This window comes from Qipengyuania aurantiaca (genome assembly GCF_019711375.1).
Classification (GTDB): domain Bacteria; phylum Pseudomonadota; class Alphaproteobacteria; order Sphingomonadales; family Sphingomonadaceae; genus Qipengyuania; species Qipengyuania aurantiaca.
Window position 1 is genome coordinate 1,336,309 of record NZ_CP081295.1, and the last position, 24,859, is coordinate 1,361,167.

Consider the following 24,859-nt stretch of genomic DNA (forward strand, 5'->3'; position numbering starts at 1 on the left):
GGGAAAACCGAACAAGTTCGCTTTAGCCCCGTACTGTGAAACTGGTCTTAGCTTTCGCCGAGCGGCCGGTTGGCATCGGCGGCGGCGCGTTCGTCGGGCCGGTCGGAGATTTCGCCCGGCTGCGCGCTGTCATCCTGCGCGAGGCTGGCGTTGCCCAAGCTTCCCGTGGCGATGTCCTGCTCCATCTGGCCGTTTTCGTTGCGCGCGTTGCCATAGCCCTGCTGCGCTTCGGCCTGCTTGTTGATGTTGCCCGGCTGGTTGACCTCGTACTGGTCGTATTCCGGACGCGGACCGCCGACCTGCGCGTCGAGGGCCTGCTGCTGGTTCTCAGGGGAATAATCGCCCATGATTTTCGTCTCCTTTGCCCGATCAACGAACCGCAAGGTCGCCGCGTTCCGCGGTTCGTCGCACGCCAGATATACTTACCCGCAGCTTATCCCCGCCGAATCATCCCCCCTTGCCTTCGAATCGCAGCCGTGATTCCCTATATGAGTCGTTCACGCACACACGCCGGAGACACAAGATGTCGTTGCTCGAAGCCAGAAAGACCTACAAGCCCTTCGAATATCCGTGGGCCTACGAATTCTGGAAACGCCAGCAGCAGATCCACTGGATGCCGGAAGAAGTGCCGCTGGGCGAAGACTGCCGCGACTGGGCGCAGAAGCTGACCGAGCACGAGCGCAACCTGCTCACCCAGATCTTCCGTTTCTTTACCCAGGCCGATGTCGAAGTGCAGGATTGCTATCACGACAAATACGGCCGCGTGTTCAAGCCGACCGAAGTGAAGATGATGCTCACCGCGTTTTCCAACATGGAGACGGTGCACATCGCGGCCTACAGCCACCTGCTCGACACGATCGGCATGCCCGAAAGCGAATATTCCGCCTTCCTCGAATACGAGGAAATGGCCGACAAGCACAATTACATGCAGCAGTTCGGCGTCGACAATGATGAAGACATCGCCCGCACGCTCGCCATGTTCGGCGCGTTTACCGAAGGCATGCAGCTGTTCGCCAGCTTCGCCATGCTGATGAACTTCCCGCGCTTCAACAAGATGAAGGGCATGGGCCAGATCGTCAGCTGGTCGGTCCGCGACGAGAGCCTGCACTGCGAAGGCATCATCCGCATGTTCCACGAGTTCGTGCGCGAGCGGGACTGCCTGACCAAGGCGGTCAAGGAAGACATCATCGACATCTGCCAGAAGACGGTGCGGCTGGAGGACAACTTCATCGACCTCGCCTTCGAAATGGGCCCCGTGTCCGGCATGACGGCGAAGGATATCAAGAAGTACATCCGCTACATCGCCGATTGGCGCCTGGGGCAGCTGAACCTCGACCCGATCTACATGGTCGACGACCACCCGCTCCCCTGGCTCGCCCCGCTGCTGAACGGCGTGGAGCACGCCAACTTCTTCGAAACCCGCGCGACGGAATATTCCAAGGGCGCGACAAAGGGCAACTGGAACGACGTGTGGTCGAGCTTCGACAAGCGCCAGAAAGCCAAGGCGGCGAACGAGGAAGAGGCCGAGACCGACGGCCCGGGCCTGTTCGAGGACGGCGAAGGGGCTGTGGCGGCGGAGTGACGTAAATACATGCCAATAATCGATCACTTTAGGCGGGTGGGGCATATACATGCCTTATGGCTGATCAGCATCCTGATCGGGATAATCTGTGCCTTCGTCGTAAAGTTGCCATCGGCAAATGTTGTTACTTCCTACATGACCTTCGCGGCCACCGTGGCATCTCTTTTGCTCGCTGTAGTTGCGATTTTTTATTCGATTGTCTCGAATCAAAGTATATCTGCGAATTTGGGCGCTCTGGATTTCTCAGCAAGCCAAATGGAGCAGGCTTCTGTCGACCTTCACAACATCACCGACCAATTGGATGCAAAATTCGAAAAGGTGTTTGACGAATTCAAATTTATTTCGCCTGCGGTGAAGGGCATTTCGGAAAGACTGAATGATTTCTCTACCGCTTCAGCTGCGAATGGCGAAGTGGGCGTTGACGAAATAGCTGATGGCAAGCCCGACATCATCAAAACTTTCTCAAGCACTGTGAACGGTGGGCGCGCGGCTTTTTATGCGCTGGCTCAGTCAGCGTTGACTGGAAGATCCTTTCACCCTGAGCAAATGGTTGGAGATCGTTTAATTTTTGCGGATTTCATTTCCGGATACGCGCAAGCGCTCCGAGCAGTGAATTGTAAAGATTTGAATGTCTCGGTTGAAGAGCGGGACGGAAAGTATTTTTTCAGCGGAGAGATGCCCTCTGACATTGCGCAAAGAATTATTCGGGATTTCGGCATGGAGGAAGGCGATGCGATCCGGAACCTTATTGACCAGTACTTCTATGGAGCCGCCCGAAGCCCCGACGATGGAGTTTGACCAATTAATTCCATCGAGCCTTTAAGATCGCATTGTCCATTCGCTGCTCCAACTTTTCGTGTCATTGCTCTTTGACCGGCCATGGGGTCGGGAAGAGCCACGGCGAGCCGTAGGCGAGGTCATCGTTGATGCAGCGAGCGAGGGCCTGCCCAGACGAGCCGTAAGACGTTAAATCTGCGTCAATGCGTTAGCTGTAGCACATCGGCCATGGCCGACGTGAGGAAACTCAAACCCGACAAGCCGCGAAAGATCGGGGAAACGGTCTTTACCGAAAGCGGATCGCGTCTCGCACCGCATCGCAAGGTCACTGATAGCGGCTGGTTCCTGCCACTCCTCCTTACATTGCCGGTCGGGGTGTTTGTCCTCGTTCTCTTTTGGTGACTTAGCTCAATCGGTTCCCGCGAGAACCACCGGGCGAAGCGGATCCTCGTTTTTTGTTTGCGCCCTCAAACGCCGGGCGGAGCGCGTCCGCGCTCCTTGGCTTCGCCGCATAAGCGGCGGCGGCCGGTCGGCCTTTGGCTGCCGCGACCAAGAGCAGGGCGAGCTATCTGGCGTTGCGACGGTCGGCGACCAGCCGACCGCAAGGGTGACCGCCCGCCCGCAGCGGGTGCGGCTTGCCGCACGTCTAGCGAGGACGAACCCGCGGAGGCGGGTTCGCAAAACAAAAACTTCTCAACACCACTCCACCCGCTCCGAGCCCCAGCCCATGCCCTCAGCCAGCCCGGCGGCGATCATGTGGTCGGCCAGCAACTCCTCTCCCCGCCGCGCTTCGCGTAGTTCGCGGCCATAGCGGTCGTATGGGGGCTCGGCGCCGCCGGTCCAGTGGAAGCGGCCCTGGTCGAGCCAGCTTAAGAGCGCGTCGCGGGCCTGGGCAGCCTTGAAGCGCTCGGCCTCGCAGGCGCCGTCCATTTCGGGCGTGTCGAAGCCGGTGAAGCGCACGCGGCGCTGGCCTATGGCGAGCGTGTCGCCGTCGATCACGCAAGGTCCGCTCCCCGCCTCTCCGCAGAGCCGGAAGGTGAGGTCGACCGGCTCAAGCGCCTCGGGTTGCGTCTCGCGCTCGCTCCGGAAGAGCCAGAACCCCAGCAGCAGCGCCAGCAGCACGGCCCATTTCGCGCGCGCCCATGTCCAGCGGCGTCGCCGGCGGGCTGTGCGGAAACGGGCAGGCTTGACCATGGGACAGGACGATAGGGGGCGGGAAGCCTCCAGCCAACCGGAATGGCGGCACGAAAATAACGGGGTTGCTATACAAATGGCTATTCTGCCGGGAGACTTGCCGAAGTATTCCTCCGTTCGCGACCCGAAGGGCGAACTATCTGTTTCGCTCTTTCCTTTGGGCCCCATGCTTCCCTTCAAAAGGCGGTATGGGGCCCTTTTTTCATCGGCGCGGAAGCAGCAATCCTGCCCGGTTTCGCCATGGCGCGGGTGCCCGCCGTGCGGTCAAAAGCCCAGCGTTTCGGGGTTGGGCATCGGCTCCTTCTTGCTCGCCCGCATCAGGCTCAGCACGCTGCGCACGCCGAACCAGATCGGGATCAGCGGGTAGAGCAGGAAGCCGATGCCAACGAAGCTCAGCACCACCGCCGCGATCGTCGCGATGACGGAGAACCAGAAGGTGCGGATCTGGTAGGCGAAGTGCGAGGCGGTCCAGTCGCCGCGCGCATCGCCCTGCCACATATGCGCCAGCACCACGCCGACGAGGCCGGTGATCCCGGTAAGGAAACCGGCGAGGTAGAGCACGGCCACGATCAGCGGCCGGTTGTCGTCCAGCCCTTCGAGATTGCTGTCGCTCCCGCGCGGATTCGAGGCAGGCCGCTCGCGCGCCTCGGGCCGGTCGGGATAGCGCACCGGCCTCTCGTCAAGCCGCGCGCGGTCGCCGGTCAAATCGTTGCGGTCGTCACTCATGAAATCCCTCTCCCCGGATAGTCCGTGGGCAGTCTATCGGCTTGGCCTTGGGAGGGCAAACGGGGGGTGGTCGGATCTCCTTAACGTCTGCGGCGCTAGGGCCGCGCAATCATGCTCGAATTGCTCGTCTATTACCTGATCGCCATCAACTTCCTCGCCTTCGCCGCCTTCGGTATCGACAAGGCGCGCGCGGAGAACAGGCAATGGCGGATCAGCGAGGATACGCTGGTGTTTCTCGCCTTCATCGGCGGACTGCCCGGCGCGCTGGCCGGTCGCTCCGCCTTCCGCCACAAGACCCGCAAGGGGAGTTTCACGCAGAAGCTCGCCGCGGTCGGCGTGGCGCAGCTCGCGATGGCCGCGCTGGTGGCGTACCTCCTCGACAACGGCATGGGTCAGGGCAGCCGTCCACTCCCCGGTGCTACGCTGTTCGAAAGCGCAGAGGAGGAGCAGGCGCGTCTCGTCGTCGAGCGATCGGTCACCTATTCGGGCTGCAACCAGGTGCGCGCTCTGGGCAGGGCGCCGCTCTACCGCGGCCAGCCGGGATATCGCGACGATATGGATGGCGACGGCGATGGGGTGGCCTGCGAGGCGCGCTGGTAGGTTGGCGCCGCAGACGCTTTCCTACCGCGTGGGCGGCAGGGTAGCTTGCGCGCCATGTTCGCTCACCGATTTTCGCCTATGCCGCCTGTCCGAATGGCCGCTCGCGCGGGGCGGGATTTTTACCGCCAGGACCGTGCTCCATGTGCTCCATCCTGTCGGAGGCGGCGCGGGGATCTCCAACTGAACAGGGTTGACGGACCTCACTTGTGTATTACCTATGCGATACACCTTGGAGGAGAGACCGCTTGACCCTGACCGCCGCCATCCTGTTCGCCCAAGCCGCCACCGCGCTGCCCGCCGCTGCGGAAGCCCCCATGCCCACGGGCGAGGCGATGACCAGCCGGATCGAGGCGAACGACGCCAGGCTCTTCTGGGGCTTCTTCGAAGGCTGCGATCCCGATGCGGTGGCCGATCTGGTCCACCCCGACTTCCGCATGGTCCACGACCTCGTCGGCCTGCCGCTTACCAGCGGGCAGCAGATGCTCGACCAGTCGCGCGAACGCTGCGCGGCGCGGGCGCCGGGGGGCGAGAACGAGGGCTACAGGAACCGGCGCCTGCTGGTGCCGGGCAGCCGTACGATCAAGCCGCTGGGCACATGGGGCGCGCTGGAGGAGGCGCATCACACCTTCTCCGAATGGCGCGGCGAGGAGCTCGGCTGGGTTCAGACCGGTGGCGGACGCTACCTCCACATCTGGCAATGGATGCCGGAGGAAGGGCGCTTCCAGCTATTGGAGAGCCTCAGCCTCGACCACGGGCCCGCGCCGCAATACCCGCCCGAAGGCGCCGGCTGACGGTTACTCCCAACCCCACGCCGGCGGGGGTGGGCCGACGGGTTCGGTGAGGTCGAACTCGACGCGGAACAGGCGCGAGGGGTCGTTGCGGCGGGTGAGCTGGTAGGCGAAGGTGGCGTCGGGCGTGCCAGCCGGGTCCACCTCCATGCGCCAGACATTGGTGACCGAGGTGGCCAGCCCCGCGCGCTTGAACAGGGCGATGGAGAAGGGATCGACCGGGAAGTCCTGCCCCTGCGCCGTGCCGCGGGTTGCGGTGGTGCCGCCGTAGAAGGTCACCGCATCCGCCTCGCCATCCGCGTGGCGGTGGTCGTGCTTGAGGGTGATCTGGACGGTGGTGGAGGTCGCGGCGTTTTCGATCCGCTCGCGGGTGAGGACCCAGGTGCGGCTGCGGTCCCAGACCGGCTCGTCCGCCGCGCCGAAGTCCATCGTGTGGAAGGCGATGGCGGTGCGGTCGGTGTCGCACTCGGCCCAATGCGCGACCAGCCGCGCTTGCGGGAAGGAGGCGTCGCGCGCGTCGGTGCTGACCAGCTTGCCGTCATAGGCCTTGCCGCAATGGCTCTGCAGCGCGGTCCAGAACCGATCCTGCGGGCTTGGCGCAGGCGTGGTGGCGCAGGAGGCGAGAAGCAGGGCGGCGAGCGGGGCGAGGGCGTGTCTCATGCGCATGGCCTAGCGCGGCTTTCGCGGCACGAATAGATGCTAGACTTTCCGCCCGCGCCGCTTGCCGCTAACGGACGAACGACATGAGCCCCGGATAGCGAGGAGCGGGAACCAGCCGATGCAAACGAGTGATCCCAGCGCCAAGGCGCAGACGCTGATCGAGGCCTTGCCCTATTTCCAGCGCTATGCCGGACGCAGCTTCGTGGTGAAATACGGCGGTAACGCCATGGGCGACGAGGACGCGGCGCGCGAGTTCGCCGAAGACGTGGTGCTGCTTAAGGCGGTCGGCATCAACCCGGTGGTGGTGCATGGCGGCGGTCCGCAGATCGGCGCGATGCTGGAGAAGCTGGGTGTGGAAACGCGTTTCGTCGACGGACTGCGCGTCACCGACAAGGCCACGGCCGAGGTCGCCGAAATGGTGCTCTCGGGCGCGATCAACAAGGCGATCGTCGGCTCGATCGCGCGCGCCGGGGGCAAGGCGGTCGGCATCTCGGGCAAGGATGGCGGCCTCGTCACCGCGCGCAAGGTGGAGCGGACCACGAAAGACCCCGAAAGCAATATCGAGCGCGCTCTGGACCTTGGCTTCGTGGGCGAGCCGAGCGCGGTCGACACCACAATCATCGAGACAGCCACGGCGGCCGGTATGATCCCCGTCGTCGCGCCCATCGGCACGGGCGAGGATGGCCACACCTATAACATCAACGCCGACACCATGGCAGGCGCGCTGGCGGCAGCCTTGGGCGCGGCGCGCCTGCTGCTACTGACCGATGTCAGCGGCGTCCTCGACAAGGAGGGCAAGCTGCTCACCGACCTCAGCCCTTCGGACATCGCCCAGCTTCGCGCCGACGGGACCATTAGTGGCGGCATGATCCCCAAGCTGGAAACCTGTGTCAGCGCGGTCGAGGCCGGCTGCGAGGCGGCTGTCGTGCTCGACGGGCGTGTGCCGCACGCCATGCTGCTCGAATTCTTCACTGCGCGCGGTGCGGGGACCTTGATAAGCGCAAGCCAGGGGTAGCGGGGCGGCGCGCCCTCTTGTAGAGGCTCAGGCCAACGGGACTGCGCCTCAGGAAGAGACGGGATCGATGCAAGCTCTAATCACCATTTCCAACATCATTTCGATGCTCGCCAGCGTCATCATCATGCTGGTGATCATCCAGTTCGTGATCGGCCTGCTGTTTGCCTTCAACGTGGTGGGCCGCAACCAATTCCTGATGAGTTTTTACGAGGGCATCAACCGGCTGCTGGATCCGCTGCTAAGGCCGATCCGGCGCTTCATGCCGAACACCGGAATGGTGGATTTCTCGCCGCTGGTGCTGATCCTGCTGATCAACATCGTGCTGATCGTGCTCGACGGCATTATCATGGGAGCGGCCTGACCATGGCGGCGGAACGGATCGACGGGAAGGCCTTTGCCGCAAACCTGCGCGAGCGGGTCGGCGCGATGGCGGCCGAGTTCGAGAGCAAGGCCGGTCGCAAGGCCGGGCTCGCCGTGGTGCTGGTGGGCGAGGATCCGGCCAGCCAGGTCTATGTGCGCAGCAAGCACAAGGCGACCGTGGCCGCCGGCATGGAAAGTTTCGAGCATCGCCTGCCCGCCGATACGAGCGAGGCGGACCTCCTTGCGCTGGTCGAACAGCTGAACGGCGACGACGCGGTGGACGGCATCCTCGTCCAGCTTCCCTTGCCGGACCATCTCGACGACCAGGCCGTGATTGCATCGATCAGCCCGGACAAGGATGTCGACGGCTTTCATGTCACCAACGCAGGCCGGTTGGCGGTCGGGCAGAGCGGCTTCGTGCCCTGCACGCCGCTGGGGTGCATGATGCTGCTGGCGGATCGGCTGGGTGACCTTTCGGGTCTCGAGGCGGTGGTCATCGGGCGCTCGAATATCGTCGGCAAGCCGATGGCGCAGCTGCTGCTCGACGCCAACGCCACCGTGACTATCGCGCATAGCCGGACCAAGGACCTGCCAGCCGTCGTCAAACGCGCCGACATTGTCGTGGCCGCCGTGGGCCGCGCAGAAATGGTCAAGGCGGAATGGCTCAAGGAAGGGGCGACCGTCATAGACGTCGGCATCAACCGCCTGCCTCCTGCCGACGGTGAGGAGAAGGGCCGGCTGGTCGGCGATGTCGACTATGCGGGCGCCGAAGGTGTCGCCGCCGCAATCACGCCCGTGCCCGGCGGCGTCGGGCCGATGACCATCGCCGTGCTGCTGCGCAACACGGTGGTCGCCGCGCATCGCAACGCCGGTCTCGACGTGCCGGAGACGCTCTAGATGCTGCGCGCTGCCGTGATCGGCCTTACGCTCGTTTCGCTGACCGCTTGCACGAGCACGGGTCCGCGCACGCCCTACGGCCGGTTCATGGAAGCGCGCGCCAATCCCGGCAAGGTTGTTGCCACCGAACTCGCCTTTGCGCGCGCGGCGCAGGAGGACGGGCAATGGACCGCCTTTGCCGAATACGCGGCCGACGGAGGCCTGCTGTTTGGTCGCAATGGCGCGATCGAGGCCAAACCGTGGCTGAAAGCGCAGGAAAACCCCGCCGCTGCGGTCCAGTGGGAACCGCACCGCGTGTGGTCGAGCTGCGACGGATCGCTGGCCGTCACCCAGGGCGGCTTTGTCGATCCCGAAGGGACCGTCGGCACCTTCAACACCGTGTGGCAGCGCCAGTCCGATGGTGAATATCGCTGGGTCTTCGACTTCGGCTATCCGCAAGCGGACGCGCCGGTGAAGCCGGAGATGATCGCGTCGCGCGTTGCCGAATGCGGCACGCGCCTCGCCCCCCCCGCGGTGGATCCCGGAGCGCGGGTTTCCATCTCGCGAGACGGAACGCTCGCGTGGAGCATCCACTTCGTGGGCGGAGGCGAGCGGCGTTACGACGTCTGGCTCGCCGGCGATGAAGGCTGGGAGCGGGTTGTCGACATCGACCTTGAAGCGGATCGCGCGCAATGAGCCAGCTCTTCCTGTCGGCCTTCATCACGCTCTTCGTGGTGATCGATCCGCCGGGTTGCGCGCCGATCTACGCGGGCCTGACCAAAGGCGCGACCACGGCGCAGCGCCGCAACATGGCTATCCGCGCGACCTTCATTGCAGGCGTGATCCTGCTGATCTTCGCGCTGTTCGGCGAGCAATTGCTGGGCGCGCTCCATATCGACCTCGACAGCTTCCGTATCGCGGGCGGGCTGATGCTGTTCTGGATCGCCTTCGAGATGGTCTTCGAAAAACGCACCCAGCGCCGCGAGGAACGCGCGGAAAAGGTCGCTGCCACGCCCGAGGTTGAGGACGTTTCGATCTTCCCGATGGCCATCCCCATGCTCGCCGGCCCCGGCGCCATCGCCGCCATCATGCTGCTGATGAATGAGGCGCAGGACCTCACGCAGACCGCGACGGTGCTTGGCGCACTCGCTGCCGTGCTGATCATCACCATGCTCGCGCTGATCGCCGCCGGGCCGATCATGCGTCTCTTCGGCGACAAGGTCGAAGCGGCCATCACTCGCGTGCTGGGCGTCCTGCTCGCCGCGTTGGCGGCCCAGTACGTGATCGACGGGCTTAGAGGTTCGTTCAATCTTTGAGCCGGTTCGCGGCCGGTTAAGCTGGCAGCGAATAGGGAAAGCCTATGCTGCGCTCACTCGTTCACGCCATCACCCCGGTCTTAGCGCTGGCATTTGCCCAGCCCTTGCTGGCGCAGCCGCTCGAAGAACTGGCTGTGCCGGAACTCGAACAGCGCATCGCTGAGGGGGACTTCGGAAAGATTCGCGTCCTCGCCGCAGAACAGCATGGCGAGATTGTCTATCGCAAGCGCTTCGATGGCGCGGAATTGGGCGAACCGGTCGACATTCGTTCCGCTGGTAAATCGCTGACGGCATTGGCTGTCGGCATGGTCGTAGACGATGGCCTTCTCGAAAGCGTCGATACGCGGGTCTGGCCTTATCTCGGGCAAAAGCGCGGAGAGCCTTTCGATTCGATCACGGTCAAAAACTTGCTCGGCATGGCGAGCGCGCTCGATTGCAACGATTGGGACAAGCGCTCCCCCGGTTGGGAAGAGCGCATGTATCGCACGAGGGATTGGCGCGGTTTCGCTTTGGCGTTGCCCGCGCGAAAGTTCGAACGGGACGAGCGGGGTGAAGGACCGTTCGCCTACTGCACCGCTGGAGTCTTTCTTTTGGGCCAAGTCGTGGAAAAAGCGACAGACGAGAGCTTCGATGCCTATATACAGCGCCGCTTGTTCGACCCGCTCGGTCTGGAAGCGCCGGTATGGAAGCGATCGAAATCGGGCGAGGTCCAGTCCGGCGGGCAGCTCACAATTTCCGATGAGGCCCTGCTCAAGATCGGACGACTGGTCCTCGATAGGGGTGAGTGGCGCGGCAAGCGCATTGTCAGCGAGGCCTGGATCGATACCATGCTGACCCCGCGGCATCGCCTGGGCGAGCATGTGTTCTATGGCAACCTCTGGTGGGCCACGCCCCTTCGCTCCCCTCGCGGCTACGAAGGTGCGTGGATGATGAAGGGCAATGGCGGCAATATCGTCGCCATCTTGCGCGATTACGATGCGGTGCTTGTCGTCCAAGCCGAAAATTACAACCGCGATGATGCCAAACGCCATGCCTTCACAGCGCTGACCTCTCTGCTCGCGAGTCTCGAAGCGCCTACTGGAGTGTGACGATCTCGTCCCCGTCGTCGCGCAGGGCGAAGAACTGCATCAGCTGGATCATGAGTTCGCAGCGCTGCGACAGCGTGTCCGCTTCAAGCAGGGCCTGCTTCGCCGCGCTGTCGAAGGGGGCGATCTGGGCGACGCCGTTGATCAGCGTTTCGTCGTCCAGGCGCTCGACCGAATCCCAGTCGACCGAATAGCCCTGCATGGCGGCGAAGCGCTTGGCCTCGAATTCGAAACCGGCACGCTCGACGCTGGCGAGGACTTCGCCTTCGGGATCGTCGATCAGTTCGGCTTCGACCTGCCGGAAGGAGGTGGTGACATCGAGTTCGCGCGTAATGCGAAAGCGCGTCTCGCCTTCGAGCACGATATTGTAGCGTCCATCCTCCAGCGCCTCGACATCGCCGATCCGCCCGAGGCATCCGATCGCATAGAGCGGCGAGCCATCGGAACTGCGCTGCGGCTGGACCATGCCGATCAGCCGGTCCTTGGCGAGCGCACTGCCGACAAGATCGCGATAGCGCGGTTCGAAGATGTGCAGCGGCAACTGCAGGCCGGGGAACAGGATCGCGCCGGGCAGGGGAAAGATCGAGAGGCGGGTGGTCATACGCACTCACCTATATACCGTTCGTGCTGAGCTTGTCGAAGCACCGCACTTCTTTTGGCGGGCGCTGCACCTGAAGAAAAGTACAGCCTTTCGACAAGCTCAGGGCGAACGGACGCAAGAGTCATCCTTTATCCGAACAACAGTTTCGACAATCGGCGGCGGGTTGTCACCACCCACGGGTCTTCGAGACCCACCGCGTTGAAGATGTCGATCAGCTTGGTGCGCGCGGCGCCCTCGTTCCACTCGCGGTCGGCTTCGACCATGGCGAGCAGTTCGTCGGCGGCGGCATCGCGGTCGCCCGCGGCGAAGGCGGCTTCGGCATAGGCGAGGCGCGCTTCCATGTCGGCGGGATCGGCGGCGGCCTTTTCGCGTAGGGCGCTGAGTTCGCCATCGTCGACCTTGTTGCCGGCAAGCTCCAGCGCGGCCTTGGCGTTCTCGATCAGCGTGTCGCCGCTAACCGCGGGATTCGCTTCCACGGCGGCGAGGACGGCCTTGGCTTCCTCGACCTGGTCGGCCTGAGTCAGCGCGCGGATGAGGCCCGCGTGGGCGGCGGCGTTGTCGGGTGCCATCTCGGTGACCTGCGCGAAGATGCCGGCCGCGCGGGCAGCGTCGCCTTCGGCCAGCACCTGCTCGCCCATGGCTACGAACTGGTCGACCTGCTCGGCGGCCTGCGCCTGCGCACCGCCAGCATCGCCACCTTCGATCGGCAGCTGGGCGAGGATCTGGTCGAGCACTTCCTTCAGCTGCGATTCGCTGCGCGCGCTGGTGAGGTCGGCCACGGGCTGGCCCTGGAACATGGCATAGACGGTCGGGATCGACTGGACCTGGAACTGCGCGGCGATGAACTGTTCCTTGTCGACATCGACCTTGACCAGCACCACGCCCTTGTCGGCGTATTCGCCCGCGACCTTCTCCAGCATCGGGGCCAGCGCCTTGCACGGCCCGCACCACTCGGCGAAGAAATCGAGGATGACGAGCTTCGTCATCGACGGTTCGACGACGTCCTTCTTGAACTTGTCGACCGCCTTCTGCTCGTCGATGCTCAAACCCATGCTCGCCACGTAAACCGCCTTTCCTTGGATGTAACTCTCGGGCTTCCATGTGGGTTTCGCCCGACGAATGTGAAGGGGCCTAGGCGCGGAAACGCGGCGGGTCAAAAAAGTGCATTTTTTCGCTTGCGAGACTCAAAAGGCGTTGCTAGTTGCGCGCCTCCCCACCGGGCCACACGGTTCGGCGAGCGTCAGTGAGCGGGCGTAGCTCAGGGGTAGAGCACAACCTTGCCAAGGTTGGGGTCGGGCGTTCGAATCGCCTCGCCCGCTCCATTTCTCCCATATGAGAACGACAGATGCATGGTCCCAAGGGCCATGCCATTCGTCGTGCCTAACTGCTGTTTGTCGCGGCTGTGCTTGCAAAAGGGCGAAGAGCCCCTAATCAGGGGTTATGTTGTATCACTCTGCGGCCATCCGGCACACGCTCAAGGCATCCCTCTCCCTCCTCGCCCTTGCCCAAGCCGGCAGCGCCATCGCCCAGCAGGCCGATCCGGTCGAGCCGGGCGACACCATCGTGGTGGAAGAAACCGGCGAAGACGATCTCCACAACCGCCGCATCGACGCTAGCGGAACGATCATCGTAACCGCCGAGGGCCTGCGGCAGTTCGACCTGCTCGCCGGCACCAGCGTGATCGAGAGCGACACGCTCGACGCCAATATGGACGGCCAGCTGGGTGAGGTTCTGGCCAGCGTCCCCGGCGTGACTGCCAGCGGTTTCGCGCCCGGCGCGTCGCGCCCCGTCCTTCGCGGTTTCTCCGGCGAGCGCGTGAAGGTGCTGGTGGATGGCATCGGCGCGATCGACGTCTCCAACACCTCGGCCGACCACGCGGTATCGATCGACCCGCTGACCGCCGAAAGCATCGAGGTCCTGCGCGGTCCCGCCGTGCTGCTCTACGGCAGCCAGGCCATCGGTGGCGCGGTCAATGTGATCGACAAGCGCATCCCGCGCCGCGTGCCCAATGAGGATGTCCACGTCGATGCGCTGCTGCGCGCCGACACGGTGAGCGATTTGCGCGAAGGCGGGGCCAGCGTCGATGTGCCGGCGGGCGGGGGCTTCGTCTTCCATGTGGACGGCAGCTATCGCGACACCGACGACCTCGAAGTGCCGGGCTATCTCGTGGCTCCCGAATTGCGCGCAGAGCTGCTCGCCGAGGCCGAGGAGGAAGCGGCCGAGGGCCACGCCGAGGAAGCGGCCGAATTGCGCGAACTGGCGCTGGCCCAAGGCGTGCTCGCCAACAGCGGGACCGAGACCTGGACCGCCAACGCCGGCATGGCGTTCTTCCGCGGCGATTCGAGCCTCGGCGTGTCGGTTGGTGTCTACGACACCTTCTACGGTATCCCGATCCGCCCCGGCGCCGGCCATGCGCATGGCGAGGAAGAAGGCGGCGAGGTCGGCATCGAGGAGGAAGGCCCCGAGACAGTCAACATCGGACTGCGGCAATACCGCGCCGATATGCGCGGCGACGTCATGCTTGGCGACGGGTTCTTCGAGCGCTTGAAGCTGCGCGTCGGCTATTCCGATTACACCCACACCGAGTTCGAGGGGGTGGAAGTCGGCACCGTGTTCGATGTCCAGGGCATCGAGGCGCGCGCCGAACTGGTCCAGAACACCGCCCGCGTGCTTCGCGGTTCGCTGGGGCTGCAATATTACTTTCGCGATTTCTTCGCCGAAGGGGCGGAAGCCTATATCGCGCCGAACCGCACCGAGCAGATCGCCCTTTTCGCGCTCCAGGAATACGGCAATGGACCGGTCCAGGTCGAAGGCACACTACGATACGAAGACACGCGCGTCGATTCGGTCCCGCTCGGCCTCGAGCGCACTTTCGGCGCCTTCTCGGGCGCGCTCGGACTTGCCTATGATGTCACTCCCGCCATCCGCAGCGGCGTGAACCTGTCACGCGTTGCCCGCGCCCCGAGCGCGGAGGAGTTGTTTTCAGGCGGACCCCACATCGCGACCCAGGCTTTCGAGATCGGCGATGCCGACCTCTCGATCGAACGCGCCTGGGGGGCTGAAGCCTTCATTCGCGGTATCCGCCAACCGTTCGAATTCAGCCTTGCCGCCTATCGCAACTGGTTCGACAACTACATTTATCTCGATGAAACCGGCACGGAAGAGGATGGCCTGCCGGTGTTCGTCTATCTCCAGCAGGACGCGACCTATTCGGGCGTCGAAGGCGAGTTCGTCTGGCATTTCATCGACAGCGAAGGGCTCGACATGAGCGCCGACTTGCGCGGTGAATATGTGAAGGCGGAACTGGCTGACGGCACTCCGGTCCCGCGCATCCCGCCGCTGAGCCTGCTGGGCGCGCTGCAGGCTGAGACCACCAATGTCACGCTGCGCGGCGAAGTCGAATGGTTCGACGCCCAGCGCGATATCGCGCCTTTCGAGACCGAAACCGAGAGCTTCACCCTGGTCAACGCCACCGCGACGTGGCGTCCCTTGCGCGGCGAGACCTCGGTGACGCTCATCGCCAAAGCCGAGAACATCTTCGATGTTACCGGCCGCCGCCACGCGAGCTTCACGAAGGACTTCGTGCCGCTGCCGGGGCGCAATTTCAGTCTCGCGCTCCGGATGAGCTACTAAACGGGGCCTAGCTCTCGACTTCGAAGGTCAGGTGCGCATGGTCGCGCAGCCGCTCGACCAGCGCTTCGCCGAGGAAGGAGCCGGGCGTGCCCACGCCGCCTTCCGCATCGCTTTCGAGCAGCGCCATGCCGGTTTCGCCGATCATGCGGCTGGTCGATCCGTAACCGGGGTCGAACTTGCCCTTCACCGCGTATTTGATCTGTTTGCCGTCGGGCCATTCGCCGATGAAGAGCACGTCGTAAAAGCCGTTCTCGCGCTCTTCCTTGGTCGGACCTTCGCCCGGCTTGGGCGGTTTCGCGCCGAAGGGATTCTTCATCAGCTCGACCGCCGCGTTGGCTGCGGCCTTGCCCGCATCGCCGGGGCTGGTCAGCACCATCTCGTCATAGCGGAAGTCCTCGCCATAGGGGTGACCGCGCAGGAAATTGGTGCGGTGGACGTTCTTGGTGTTGATCGGCGCCATGACGAAGGGAGCGGCCCATTTGCCCACCTCGTCCTCGTAGCGCGGGACCATACCCGAAGGCTGGTCGGGCCCTTCGAAGCCGGGCGTGAGCGCGAAAGGATCGCGCAGCTGGGCGATGATTTTCGGGTTCTTCATCGCCGCCTTCATCGTCGCGCCCAGGCTGGCGGCGGTGCCGCCCGAGAAGGTGCCCTGCATCTTGCGCACGCGGCCCTTGACCCGAGGGGCGGGCGAGCCGTGGAGCGCCGTGGCCTCCTGCTGCAGCATCAGCACGCCGAGATCAAAGGGGATCGAATCGAAACCGGAAGAAAAGCAGATGCGCGCGCCGCTCGCTTTTGCGGCCTCGTGATGCTGTTCGATCTTCTCGGCCATCCACGCCGGTTCGCCGCACAGATCGGCATAATCGGTGCCGGTCTTCACGCAGGCTTCCACCAGCGCATCGCCATAGAGCTGGTAGGGCCCGACCGTGGTCAGCACGACCTTCGTGCGCTTGCACATGGCCTCGAGGCTGGCGGGATCCCCGGCATCGGCCACGATCATCGGCGTGGTCGAAGGCGCGCCGATTTCCTCGCGCACGGCGGCAAGCTTGTCCTCGCTCCGCCCGGCCATGGCCCATTTCGGACCATCGTCCCGGCTACCGTATTCGCGCACGAAATGCTCGGCGACGAGGCGGCCGGTGTAGCCGGTCGCGCCGTAGATGATAATGTCGAATTCTTTGTCGGCCATGCACGCTCTCCCAAGGGTGAGCGGGAGGTGTGCGCGCAAGGACGCCGAGAGTCAAAGACGCTGCGTCACCGCAGCCTCGTAATCAGAGGCGCGGCAGTGTGACCCCGCGTTGGCCCATGTATTTGCCCGCTCGGTCGGCATAACTCGTCTCGCAGCGTTCGTTGCCCTGCAGGAAGAGGAACTGGCACGCGCCTTCGTTGGCGTAGATCTTGGCCGGCAGCGGCGTAGTGTTCGAAAACTCCAGCGTCACATGGCCTTCCCAGCCCGGCTCCAGCGGGGTGACGTTCACGATGATTCCGCAGCGCGCGTAGGTGCTCTTGCCTAGGCAGATCACCAGCACATCTTCCGGCACACGGAAATATTCGACGGTGCGGGCGAGCGCGAAGCTGTTGGGCGGGATCACGCAGACATCGGTCTGGCGGTCGACGAAGCTAGTGGCGGCGAAATCCTTGGGGTCCACCACCGCGTTGTCGACATTGGTGAAGATCTTGAATTCGTCCGCCACGCGCGCGTCATAGCCGTAGGAGGAGAGGCCATAGCTGATGGTCCCGTCGCGCCGCTGGCTTTCGACGAAGGGTTCGATCATGCCGCGCTCTGTAGCTGCGGAGCGGATCCATTTGTCGGAGAGAATCGCCATGCCCCGCAGGATTGAACAAGCGGGCGCGCGCGGCAAGCGGGAGGGGCATTTAATCCCCTCTTCTCGTCACATGCCGTGGAACTGGCTGGTCCCCCGCGCGCCGCCATCGTTCGCATCTAGCCCGTCGAAGATCGCGTCGACGATATGCGCCAGCTTGTCTTCGGACAGGCGCTCCCCAATCATCGCGATCAGGTAGGGCTGGATGTAGCACAGCACCATTTGGTTGATGACCGAACGGGCGAAGTCCACGTCCATCCCGGCAAGGTGTCCGTCCGCCTGCGCTTCGGCGATCAGCTCGCACAGGTAATGGTCGCCAAGGTCGATATAGCTCTGGGCGTATTCGAAATAGCGTTCGCCCATCTCGACATAGAGGCGAAAGGTCGCAGGATCCTCTTCGAAATTGCGGCGCAGCAGCACGAAGCGGCGAGCGATGAATTCGTACATCTTGCGGCGCGGCGGAAGGCCACTCGCCATCACCTCGTCCATCACCGCGATCTTGGGCGCGAACCATTCAGCGGTAATTGCCTCGAGCAGATCGCTTTCCTCGGGAAACACGGCATCGAGCCTTGCGCGGGCGATCTTGAGTTCGGCCGCGAGCCGGGTCCGGGTGACTTCTTCTCCGGTCCGATCCATCAGCGCCATCGCCTCGCGGGCGAAGCGGCTGCGCATTTGCTCGATGTCCTTCTCGCTCACCCGTCCCGCTCCGTTCGCCGCTGGCTTTGTCCCATGTAGCCTATCGGGGGCATGGTTAAACCCCGGGGGGCGGAAATTCAGACGCTTTTCTTCGGTGGCAGCGGAATGAAGGCCGAGGTGCGCTGCTTGTAATCCTCATATCCGGGGCGTGTGTGCTTCATGCCCTTCTCGAGCAGCGCCGCACCCGACCATTTGACCAGCGTGAAGGTCAGGAAGATCGGCCCGGCGACGGTCCACAGCGCGACCTCCCAGCTGACGCTGGCGACCACCAGCCAGATCCCCCACCAGGCACAGGCATCGCCGAAATAATTGGGATGGCGGGTGTAGCGCCATAGGCCCTTGTCCATCACCTCGCCCTTGTTGGCGGGGTCGTTCTTGAATTGCGCCAACTGCCAGTCGCCGAGCCATTCGAAGGTGATGCCGAGGAGGTAGAGGGCGAGACCTGCCAGCGTCAACGCAGCGATCTCCTGCTTCGGGTCGCTCGCGAGGATCCCAGCCTGCGCGGGCGAGCTGACGAGAAATAGCAGCAAGGCCTGCCCGAGCCAGATCTTGGTCAGCGCGGCAAAAGCGAAGCGGCCGTTTTCTCGGTCCTTTCGGAGCATGCGTTCGTAGCGCTTGTCCTCGCCTTCCTCACGCCAGCGGCGCAGGAGGTAGATTCCCAGCCGCAGGCCCCATGCCGCAGTCATGGCGAGGATCAGATGGGCGAGCGCCCCGCGCCCGGATAGCTGGAGCCAGCTGGTGAAGGCCATGAGCGCCATGCCCACTCCCCAGAAGCTGTCGATGAAAGAGACATCGTCGATCCGGACCGAGATGCCCCAAAGCCCCAAGACCACCGCGAGCAGAATGCCTGCATTAACCAGCAGCGCCTCGATCATCCCTGTCCCCCCTCTGCAAGGAGCCTGTCAGCCTGCGCGTCCAAGACCCTGTAGCGCTCGTAATCCGGGCGTTTCGAAAGCAGGAAATCGGCAATCTTCTTGAGGTCGCGACCATAGTCCCCGCTCGGCCAGATCGGTTCGCTGAAGCCGAGCACGCGGCGCTTCCAGCTCACCCAGGCCACCACCACAGGCACCTCGGCCGCCTGAGCAATGTGGTAGAAACCGCTCTTCCATTCGCCGTTGGAGCTGCGCGTGCCTTCCGCCGCGATGACCAGCGTCAGTCGGTCGGCCTTGGCAAAGGCCTCGGCGACCTGTTCGACGTAATTTGCGCGCCTGGTCCGGTCGACCGGTACGCCGCCCATGTCGTACATGAAGTTCTTCATCCACCCCTTGAACAGCGTGTGCTTGCCCATGAAGCTCGGCTCGACGCCTTCTTCGGCCGTCGCGCCGGTGAAGAACACGAAGTCCCAGTTCGAGGTGTGCGGCGCGCCCGCGATCACGAATTTGTCGAGCCGCGGCAAGGGCGATTCGATGCGCCAGCCCTGCAGCTTGTAGATCCACCAGATGATACGCCGCACGATGCGGCTCAGCAGCGATGGCTTGCGGTTATCCGGTCTTGGCATTCTCTCTCCTCCCGCCCGGTTAGCACGTCCGGGCGGGAAAGCGAGGGGATTGGCGAGTTTAGACCCGGTCGCGTTCGTTCAGCGTGGGATCGGCCGCAGGGCGCACGGGAGCGCTTTCTGCGCGATCGTCGACACCGTCATGGTCGGCATCGACATGCGGGTCGACGCTGTCGGGAACGCCATCGCCATCCCGGTCGGCAACGTCGCTGGTCATTTCGCCAAACAGCGCTTCATAGTGGTTGATCGCGCGGCGCAGTTCCTCGGTGGTCGCCTCGCTCGATCGGTCGGCGATTTCGTGGCCGGTGAGGTAGTGCTTGGCGACATCGCCATGGTCAACGGTAAGGTCGGCGTGGCGCATCTCGAAATCGGCCATGGGGTAGCCGCGCGTGTTCATGATGTCGGTCAGCAAGCGGTCGGCCTTGGCGACGGCTTCGACGGGGCTATCGACGAACAGCGCCTTGGTGTCTTTCCAGTCTGCGGCGTAGCGGTCGTGCTCGGCGCGGGTCAGCGGACGGATGTCGAGCTTCTTCACCCGCTCCTCGCGCTCGATCAGGTCGGCTTCGGCATCGCGCCGGCCACCGCGCGCATCGACCGTGCGATCATATTCGTCGCCGAACTTGTCGCGCAATTCCTGCGTGCGTTTGCGCTGGACGAACAGCCAGGCGAGCAGCGCGCCGACAACGACGACAATGAGCACGATGGCGATGGTGACTTCTTGGCCTTCCACGGGAATTCTCCTCAGCCCGGTCCAACCCCCACGGTATGTTTCCGCAATGGTTGGAGGGGCTTGGAGGTTCCCCGGACTACATCCGGAACACGCCGAATTGCGGCTTTTCGGGTATCGGCGCTTCCAGCGTCGCGGCGAAGGCTAGGCCCAGCACGTCGCGGGTCTGGGCGGGGTCGATCACGCCGTCGTCCCACAGGCGGGCGGTGGCGTAATAGGGGTTGCCTTCGTCCTCGTATTTCTGGCGGATCGGGGCCTTGAATTCCTCGGCCTGTTCTTCGGTCCAGCTGTCGGCGTCGCGGTGGACGGTGGCGAGGACCGATGCGGCCTGCTCGCCGCCCATCACCGAGATGCGCGCGTTGGGCCAGGTGAAGAGGAAGCGCGGCGAATAGGCGCGGCCGCACATGCCGTAATTGCCGGCGCCGAAGCTGCCGCCGATGACCACGGTGACCTTGGGCACGGTGGCGGTGGCGACAGCGGTCACCAGTTTTGCGCCATGCTTGGCGATGCCCTCGGCCTCGTATTTCCCGCCGACCATGAAGCCCGAGATATTCTGGAGGAACAGCAGCGGGATGCGGCGCTGGCAGGCCAGCTCGATGAAATGCGCACCCTTCTGCGCGCTTTCGGAAAACAGCACACCGTTGTTGGCGAGGATGGCCACAGGCATGCCCCAGATATGCGCAAAGCCGCAAACGAGCGTGCTGCCGTAATGCTGCTTGAACTCGTGGAATTCGCTACCGTCGACGAGACGCGCGATGATTTCCTTCACGTCGTAGGGCGCGCGCACATCGTCGGGCACGATTGCGTAGAGGTCATCGGCGTCGAATTTCGGCGCGCGCGGTTCCTTCAGTTCGACGCCCTGCGCGGCGGCATAATTCCCACCAAGGTGGCTGACGATATCGCGCACGATGGTGAGCGCGTGCTCGTCGTTCTCGGCGAGGTGGTCGACCACGCCCGATTTCTTCGCGTGGAGATCACCTCCGCCCAAATCCTCGGCGCTGATTTCCTCACCCGTCGCGGCCTTTACCAGCGGCGGTCCGGCGAGGAAAATCGTGCCCTGGTTGCGCACGATGACCGTCTCGTCCGACATGGCGGGCACATAGGCCCCGCCTGCGGTGCAGCTGCCCATGACGCACGCGATTTGCGGGATGCCGAGCGCCGACATGTTCGCCTGGTTGAAGAAGATGCGCCCGAAATGGTCGCGGTCGGGGAAGACCTCGGCCTGATGCGGCAGGTTCGCCCCGCCGCTGTCGACGAGGTAGATGCATGGCAGCCGGTTCTCCTGCGCGATCTCCTGCGCGCGAAGATGCTTCTTCACCGTCATCGGATAATAAGTGCCGCCCTTCACCGTCGCGTCGTTGCACACGATCATCACCTGACGGCCCGAGACTCGGCCGATCCCGGCGATCATGCCAGCGCCGTTGATCTCGTCCTTGCCGTACATGCCATTGGCGGCAAGCTGGCCGATTTCGAGGAACGGGCTGCCCGGATCGAGCAACCGCTCCACCCGCTCGCGCGGCAAAAGCTTGCCCCGCCCGACATGGCGCTCACGGCTGCCTTCAGAGCCACCCAGAGCGGCAGCGGCGACGGTGGAGCGCAGGTCGGCAGCGAGCGATTTGTTGTGCTCGAAACGCGCCTTTGCGTCAGGCGCTTCACGGTCGAGTGTGGATGTGAGAACGGGTGCGGTCATAATGTCGGCCCTAGCGTTTCTTCACGAACTCGGCACGCAGGACCAGACCCTTGATGCCGGGGTATTTGCAATCGATTTCCTGGGCGTCGCCGGTAAGCCGGATCGATTTGATCAGCGTACCCTGCTTGAGCGTCTGCCCTGCGCCCTTGACCTCGAGGTCCTTGATCAGCGTCACCTGGTCGCCATCTTCGAGAAGGTTGCCGACCGCATCGCGAACTTCGACGCGTTCGGCAGCCGCCTGCTTCGCCGCCAGTTCGGAAGCGGGCATCCATTCGCCGCTTTCCTCGTCGTAGACGTAGTCTTCGTCGCTGCTCACCCGGCAGCCCCGATCAATTCGCGTCCGATCAGCATGCGGCGGATTTCGTTGGTGCCCGCGCCGATATCGAGCAGCTTGGCGTCGCGCATGTAGCGCTCAACCGGCCAGTCGAGCGTATAGCCAGCACCGCCCAGCGCCTGGACGCTCTCGGCGGCCACGCGGAAGGCATTCTCGCTCGCCAGCAGGATCGCGCCGGCTGCGTCGAAACGGGTGGTCTTGTTCGCATCGCAGCTTTTGGCGACGGCATAGGTGTAGGCGCGGGCCGATTGGAGGGCGACGTACATGTCGGCGACCTTGGCCTGCATCAGCTGGAAGCTGCCAATGGGCTTTCCGAATTGCTTGCGTTCGCGAAGGTAGGGAATGACCGTGTCGAGGCAAGCCTGCATCACGCCCAGCTGGAGGCCGGCGAGGACCACGCGCTCGTAGTCGAGGCCGCTCATCAATACGCCGACGCCGCCGTTTTCGGGGCCCATCACGTTTTCTTCGGGCACGAAGCAGTCGTCGAACACCAGCTCCGCCGTGGGCGAGCCGCGCATGCCGACCTTCTGGATCTTCTGGCCGATCGAGAAGCCGTCGAAATCCTTTTCGATCAGGAAGGTGGTGATGCCGCGGCTGGCAGCTTCGGGATTGGTCTTGGCGTAGACCACCAGCGTGTCGGCATAGGGCGCGTTGGTGATCCAGAATTTCGTGCCGTTGAGGACATAGCCGCCATCGACCTTGTCGGCCTTGGCCTTCATCGAGACAACGTCCGAGCCCGCTCCCGCTTCGCTCATCGCAAGGCTGCCGACGTGCTCGCCGCTGATAAGTTTCGGCAGGTATTTCGCTTTCTGATCGTCATTGCCCCAGCGTGCGATCTGGTTGACGCAGAGATTGGAATGCGCGCCGTAGGAGAGGCCCACGGAGGCGCTCGCGCGGCTGACTTCCTCGACCGCAATGACGTGTTCGAGATAGCCGAGGCCGAGGCCGCCATCCTCTTCCGCAACGGTAATGCCGTGGAGACCAAGCTCGCCCATCGGCTCCCACAGTTCGCGCGGAAACCAGTCCTCGCGATCGACCTTGTCGGCGAGCGGCTGGATCTGTTCGTCGGCGAAGCGGCCGACGCTTTCACGGATCATCTCGGCGCTTTCGCCAAGCTGGAAATCGAAATCGGGTGTAGCGCGCATGGTCTCTCCAAAGGCGTCGCGAAAATTCGTATGCGCGGTGGCCCGTAGCCGAGCCTTGCGCGCGGGGCAAACCTCATAAGGACAGCTTGCAAAAACGGAAGGTTAAACCCTTTGTTTTGCCGACCTTATCGCTTAAGGGGCAAAACCATCGTGCTGTACGAAAAAGAGAACATCCTCTGGCCCGAAGGTCGCGCTCCGGACCCTGCATATTGCAGCGAGGACGAACGCCTTTCCGTCCTTGCCGCCTACGGCACCGATGCGTTGTCCGACGACGACGAGCTTCAGCAAATCGCCGATTTCGCCGCGAAACTTTGCGATGTGCCCTACGCTTCGGTCACTGTGGTTGAGCGCACACGGCAGAATTTCCTAGCCGAACATGGACTGGACCGCGACGGCACTCCTCGCTCGGACAGTTTTTGCGCGCACGCCATGCTGCGTCCGGAGCCGATGGTCGTCGAAAACGCGACCAAGGATCCGCTTTTTGCCGACAATGGCCTTGTCACGGGCGAGATGGGGCTGCGCTTTTACGCCGGCGTGCCGTTGGTTTCGACCGAGGGTGCGCCTCTGGGGGCGCTCTGCGTTATCGATACGACGCCAAGGCCCGGCGGACTGAGCGATTTTCAGATGGAAGGCCTCAGGGTTCTCGCGCGCGCCGTCATGCGGCGAATGTCGCAGATGCGTCTGGGCCAGAGCGCGGTCGAGGCGGTTGAGCGGCGCGAAGCCGACTTGCGCGACATGATCGACAGCGTTCCCGGTATCGCCTGGATGGGTGATCCCAGCGGCAATTTCACCTATGTCAACGCCCGCTGGGGCGAAACGACCGGTCTTCCCGTGCCGACCCGCACCGAGGAATGGCGCGAGGCGATCCATCCCGAAGACTGGGACGCCTCCGTCGCCAAGTTTCGCGAATGCGTGGCGAAGGAAGAAACCTTCGAGGACGAGTGGCGTATCCGCATGGCCGATGGCTCCTATCGCTGGGTGCAGTCGCGCGCGGTACCGGTGGCGAGAGAAGGGAACGAAACGCGCTGGTTCGGCACGGTCATCGACATCGACACCATGCGCCGCCTGTCGGAATCGCGCGACCTTCTGGCGCGCGAACTCTCGCACCGGATCAAGAATATCTTCGCCGTCATTTCCGGCCTCATCGCGATCCGCTCGCGCGGGAAGGACGAGGTGAAGGACTTCGCGCGCGACCTGTCCGAAACGGTCCGCGCGCTGGGCACGGCGCATGATTACGTCCGGCCGCTGGGCGGGCGTCAGGGCGAGACGCTCTCCGGCCTGCTGTCCGACCTGCTCGCGCCCTATGAAAGCGCTGAGGCGGAGCGGCTCGTCGTCACCGGCCCCGGCGTGAAGATCGGCCAGCGTGCGGCCACGCCGCTGGCACTGGTCTATCACGAGCTCGCCACCAATTCGGCCAAATACGGCGCGCTATCCTGTCCCGAAGGACAGGTCCGCGTGACGGTGGAGGACGATTGCGAGGGCGAGGGCACGGTCTGCATCGTCTGGGAAGAGCGCGCGATCCCCTGCGGCTACACGCCGCCCGAAGAGAACGAGGGCTTTGGCTCGCGCCTGCTGCGCATGGCGGTCGAAGGGCAGCTCGGCGGGTCGATCGAACGCAGCTACAGCGAAACCGGACTGGAAGTCCGCATCGTCTTCCCGCGCAAGAATATCCTCGACTAGCCACACGACCCGTTGGCGCGAACCAAGGGTCGCCAAGCGCGCGCGGCCTGCTATGGATTCGG

At 63.9% G+C, this 24,859-nt stretch carries 27 protein-coding genes and 1 tRNA gene; 13 read left to right on the top strand and 15 right to left on the bottom strand.

Annotated features, from left to right (window positions below):
• Positions 1 to 47: 47 nt before the first annotated feature.
• The gene (locus tag K3148_RS06505) at positions 48 to 347 is read right to left on the bottom strand and encodes a hypothetical protein (RefSeq protein ID WP_221426489.1); all 300 of its coding nucleotides are present in this window, start codon (positions 345 to 347) and stop codon (positions 48 to 50) included.
• A gap of 176 nt (positions 348 to 523) precedes the next feature.
• On the opposite strand from K3148_RS06505, the gene K3148_RS06510 reads away from it, so the two are divergent.
• Both K3148_RS06510 and K3148_RS06515 read left to right on the top strand, forming a co-directional pair.
• Complete coding sequence (locus K3148_RS06510; RefSeq protein ID WP_221426490.1) at positions 524 to 1,582, top strand: ribonucleotide-diphosphate reductase subunit beta; 1,059 nt, start codon at positions 524 to 526, stop codon at positions 1,580 to 1,582.
• A gap of 9 nt (positions 1,583 to 1,591) precedes the next feature.
• Positions 1,592 to 2,380, top strand: coding sequence for a hypothetical protein (locus K3148_RS06515; protein ID WP_221426491.1), 789 nt, complete (start codon positions 1,592 to 1,594; stop codon positions 2,378 to 2,380).
• Positions 2,381 to 3,052: 672 nt separating this feature from the next.
• Here the strand turns inward: K3148_RS06515 and K3148_RS06520 are convergent.
• Together K3148_RS06520 and K3148_RS06525 are read right to left on the bottom strand one after the other, a co-directional pair.
• The gene (locus K3148_RS06520; protein WP_221426492.1) at positions 3,053 to 3,553 is read right to left on the bottom strand and encodes a thermonuclease family protein; all 501 of its coding nucleotides are present in this window, start codon (positions 3,551 to 3,553) and stop codon (positions 3,053 to 3,055) included.
• A 264-nt stretch (positions 3,554 to 3,817) separates the two neighbouring features.
• Positions 3,818 to 4,279 carry a DUF4870 family protein gene (locus K3148_RS06525; protein WP_221426493.1) on the bottom strand — a complete coding sequence of 154 codons (462 nt, stop codon included), beginning with the start codon at positions 4,277 to 4,279 and terminating at the stop codon, positions 3,818 to 3,820.
• A gap of 111 nt (positions 4,280 to 4,390) precedes the next feature.
• Between K3148_RS06525 and K3148_RS13890 the strand changes: the two genes are divergently transcribed.
• Positions 4,391 to 4,879, top strand: coding sequence for a DUF1294 domain-containing protein (locus K3148_RS13890; protein ID WP_247711662.1), 489 nt, complete (start codon positions 4,391 to 4,393; stop codon positions 4,877 to 4,879).
• 245 nt (positions 4,880 to 5,124) lie between these two features.
• Positions 5,125 to 5,670, top strand: coding sequence for a DUF4440 domain-containing protein (locus tag K3148_RS06540; protein ID WP_221426494.1), 546 nt, complete (start codon positions 5,125 to 5,127; stop codon positions 5,668 to 5,670).
• A gap of 3 nt (positions 5,671 to 5,673) precedes the next feature.
• On the opposite strand, the gene K3148_RS06545 is transcribed toward K3148_RS06540, so the two are convergent.
• The gene (locus tag K3148_RS06545) at positions 5,674 to 6,327 is read right to left on the bottom strand and encodes a hypothetical protein (protein WP_221426495.1); all 654 of its coding nucleotides are present in this window, start codon (positions 6,325 to 6,327) and stop codon (positions 5,674 to 5,676) included.
• A gap of 118 nt (positions 6,328 to 6,445) precedes the next feature.
• On the opposite strand from K3148_RS06545, the gene argB reads away from it, so the two are divergent.
• The 6 genes from argB (at position 6,446) to K3148_RS06575 (ending at position 10,982) form a co-directional block, all read left to right on the top strand.
• On the top strand, positions 6,446 to 7,342 hold the full coding sequence (gene argB / locus K3148_RS06550) for an acetylglutamate kinase (RefSeq protein WP_221426496.1): 897 nt from the start codon (positions 6,446 to 6,448) through the stop codon (positions 7,340 to 7,342).
• Positions 7,343 to 7,409: 67 nt separating this feature from the next.
• Complete coding sequence (locus K3148_RS06555) at positions 7,410 to 7,703, top strand: YggT family protein (RefSeq protein WP_221426497.1); 294 nt, start codon at positions 7,410 to 7,412, stop codon at positions 7,701 to 7,703.
• A gap of 2 nt (positions 7,704 to 7,705) precedes the next feature.
• A complete protein-coding gene (folD, locus tag K3148_RS06560) occupies positions 7,706 to 8,599 on the top strand; it encodes a bifunctional methylenetetrahydrofolate dehydrogenase/methenyltetrahydrofolate cyclohydrolase FolD (protein WP_221426498.1) in 894 nt (297 codons plus the stop codon).
• Positions 8,600 to 9,274 carry a hypothetical protein gene (locus K3148_RS06565; RefSeq protein WP_221426499.1) on the top strand — a complete coding sequence of 225 codons (675 nt, stop codon included), beginning with the start codon at positions 8,600 to 8,602 and terminating at the stop codon, positions 9,272 to 9,274.
• Positions 9,271 to 9,894 (top strand): MarC family protein, encoded by a 624-nt coding sequence (locus tag K3148_RS06570; protein WP_221426500.1) that lies wholly within the window; start codon positions 9,271 to 9,273, stop codon positions 9,892 to 9,894. The genes K3148_RS06565 and K3148_RS06570 overlap by 4 nt, the downstream gene beginning before the upstream one ends.
• 104 nt (positions 9,895 to 9,998) lie before the next feature.
• Complete coding sequence (locus K3148_RS06575) at positions 9,999 to 10,982, top strand: serine hydrolase domain-containing protein (protein ID WP_221426501.1); 984 nt, start codon at positions 9,999 to 10,001, stop codon at positions 10,980 to 10,982.
• Here the strand turns inward: K3148_RS06575 and K3148_RS06580 are convergent.
• Complete coding sequence (locus K3148_RS06580; RefSeq protein ID WP_221426502.1) at positions 10,969 to 11,580, bottom strand: LON peptidase substrate-binding domain-containing protein; 612 nt, start codon at positions 11,578 to 11,580, stop codon at positions 10,969 to 10,971. The two genes, K3148_RS06575 and K3148_RS06580, sit on opposite strands and share 14 nt — an antisense overlap.
• A gap of 128 nt (positions 11,581 to 11,708) precedes the next feature.
• Positions 11,709 to 12,632: a tetratricopeptide repeat protein gene (locus tag K3148_RS06585; protein WP_221426640.1), complete on the bottom strand. Its 924-nt coding sequence runs from the start codon at positions 12,630 to 12,632 to the stop codon at positions 11,709 to 11,711.
• Positions 12,633 to 12,827: 195 nt separating this feature from the next.
• Here K3148_RS06585 and K3148_RS06590 point away from each other — a divergent pair.
• Positions 12,828 to 12,902 (top strand) — tRNA-Gly (locus tag K3148_RS06590).
• 118 nt (positions 12,903 to 13,020) lie between these two features.
• On the top strand, positions 13,021 to 15,213 hold the full coding sequence (locus K3148_RS06595; RefSeq protein WP_221426503.1) for a TonB-dependent receptor: 2,193 nt from the start codon (positions 13,021 to 13,023) through the stop codon (positions 15,211 to 15,213).
• 7 nt (positions 15,214 to 15,220) lie between these two features.
• Here K3148_RS06595 and K3148_RS06600 read toward each other — a convergent pair whose 3' ends face one another.
• The 9 genes from K3148_RS06600 to K3148_RS06640 form a co-directional block, all read right to left on the bottom strand.
• A complete protein-coding gene (locus K3148_RS06600; protein ID WP_221426504.1) occupies positions 15,221 to 16,396 on the bottom strand; it encodes a saccharopine dehydrogenase family protein in 1,176 nt (391 codons plus the stop codon).
• Between the two features lie 82 nt (positions 16,397 to 16,478).
• Positions 16,479 to 17,033, bottom strand: a complete 555-nt coding sequence (dcd, locus tag K3148_RS06605) for a dCTP deaminase (protein WP_006832597.1) — start codon at positions 17,031 to 17,033, stop codon at positions 16,479 to 16,481.
• 66 nt (positions 17,034 to 17,099) lie between these two features.
• Positions 17,100 to 17,726: a hypothetical protein gene (locus tag K3148_RS06610; RefSeq protein ID WP_221426505.1), complete on the bottom strand. Its 627-nt coding sequence runs from the start codon at positions 17,724 to 17,726 to the stop codon at positions 17,100 to 17,102.
• Between the two features lie 77 nt (positions 17,727 to 17,803).
• On the bottom strand, positions 17,804 to 18,601 hold the full coding sequence (locus tag K3148_RS06615; RefSeq protein ID WP_221426506.1) for a DUF1295 domain-containing protein: 798 nt from the start codon (positions 18,599 to 18,601) through the stop codon (positions 17,804 to 17,806).
• The gene (locus tag K3148_RS06620; RefSeq protein ID WP_221426507.1) at positions 18,598 to 19,224 is read right to left on the bottom strand and encodes a lysophospholipid acyltransferase family protein; all 627 of its coding nucleotides are present in this window, start codon (positions 19,222 to 19,224) and stop codon (positions 18,598 to 18,600) included. Before K3148_RS06620 ends, K3148_RS06615 begins: the two co-directional genes overlap by 4 nt.
• A 58-nt stretch (positions 19,225 to 19,282) precedes the next feature.
• Positions 19,283 to 19,951, bottom strand: coding sequence for a hypothetical protein (locus K3148_RS06625; RefSeq protein ID WP_221426508.1), 669 nt, complete (start codon positions 19,949 to 19,951; stop codon positions 19,283 to 19,285).
• Between the two features lie 76 nt (positions 19,952 to 20,027).
• The gene (locus K3148_RS06630) at positions 20,028 to 21,638 is read right to left on the bottom strand and encodes a carboxyl transferase domain-containing protein (protein ID WP_221426509.1); all 1,611 of its coding nucleotides are present in this window, start codon (positions 21,636 to 21,638) and stop codon (positions 20,028 to 20,030) included.
• Between the two features lie 10 nt (positions 21,639 to 21,648).
• The gene (locus K3148_RS06635; RefSeq protein ID WP_221426510.1) at positions 21,649 to 21,954 is read right to left on the bottom strand and encodes an alkylphosphonate utilization protein; all 306 of its coding nucleotides are present in this window, start codon (positions 21,952 to 21,954) and stop codon (positions 21,649 to 21,651) included.
• Positions 21,951 to 23,117: an isovaleryl-CoA dehydrogenase gene (locus K3148_RS06640; protein WP_221426511.1), complete on the bottom strand. Its 1,167-nt coding sequence runs from the start codon at positions 23,115 to 23,117 to the stop codon at positions 21,951 to 21,953. Before K3148_RS06640 ends, K3148_RS06635 begins: the two co-directional genes overlap by 4 nt.
• A gap of 150 nt (positions 23,118 to 23,267) precedes the next feature.
• Between K3148_RS06640 and K3148_RS06645 the strand changes: the two genes are divergently transcribed.
• Positions 23,268 to 24,797 (top strand): sensor histidine kinase, encoded by a 1,530-nt coding sequence (locus tag K3148_RS06645; RefSeq protein ID WP_247711663.1) that lies wholly within the window; start codon positions 23,268 to 23,270, stop codon positions 24,795 to 24,797.
• Positions 24,798 to 24,859: the final 62 nt, after the last annotated feature.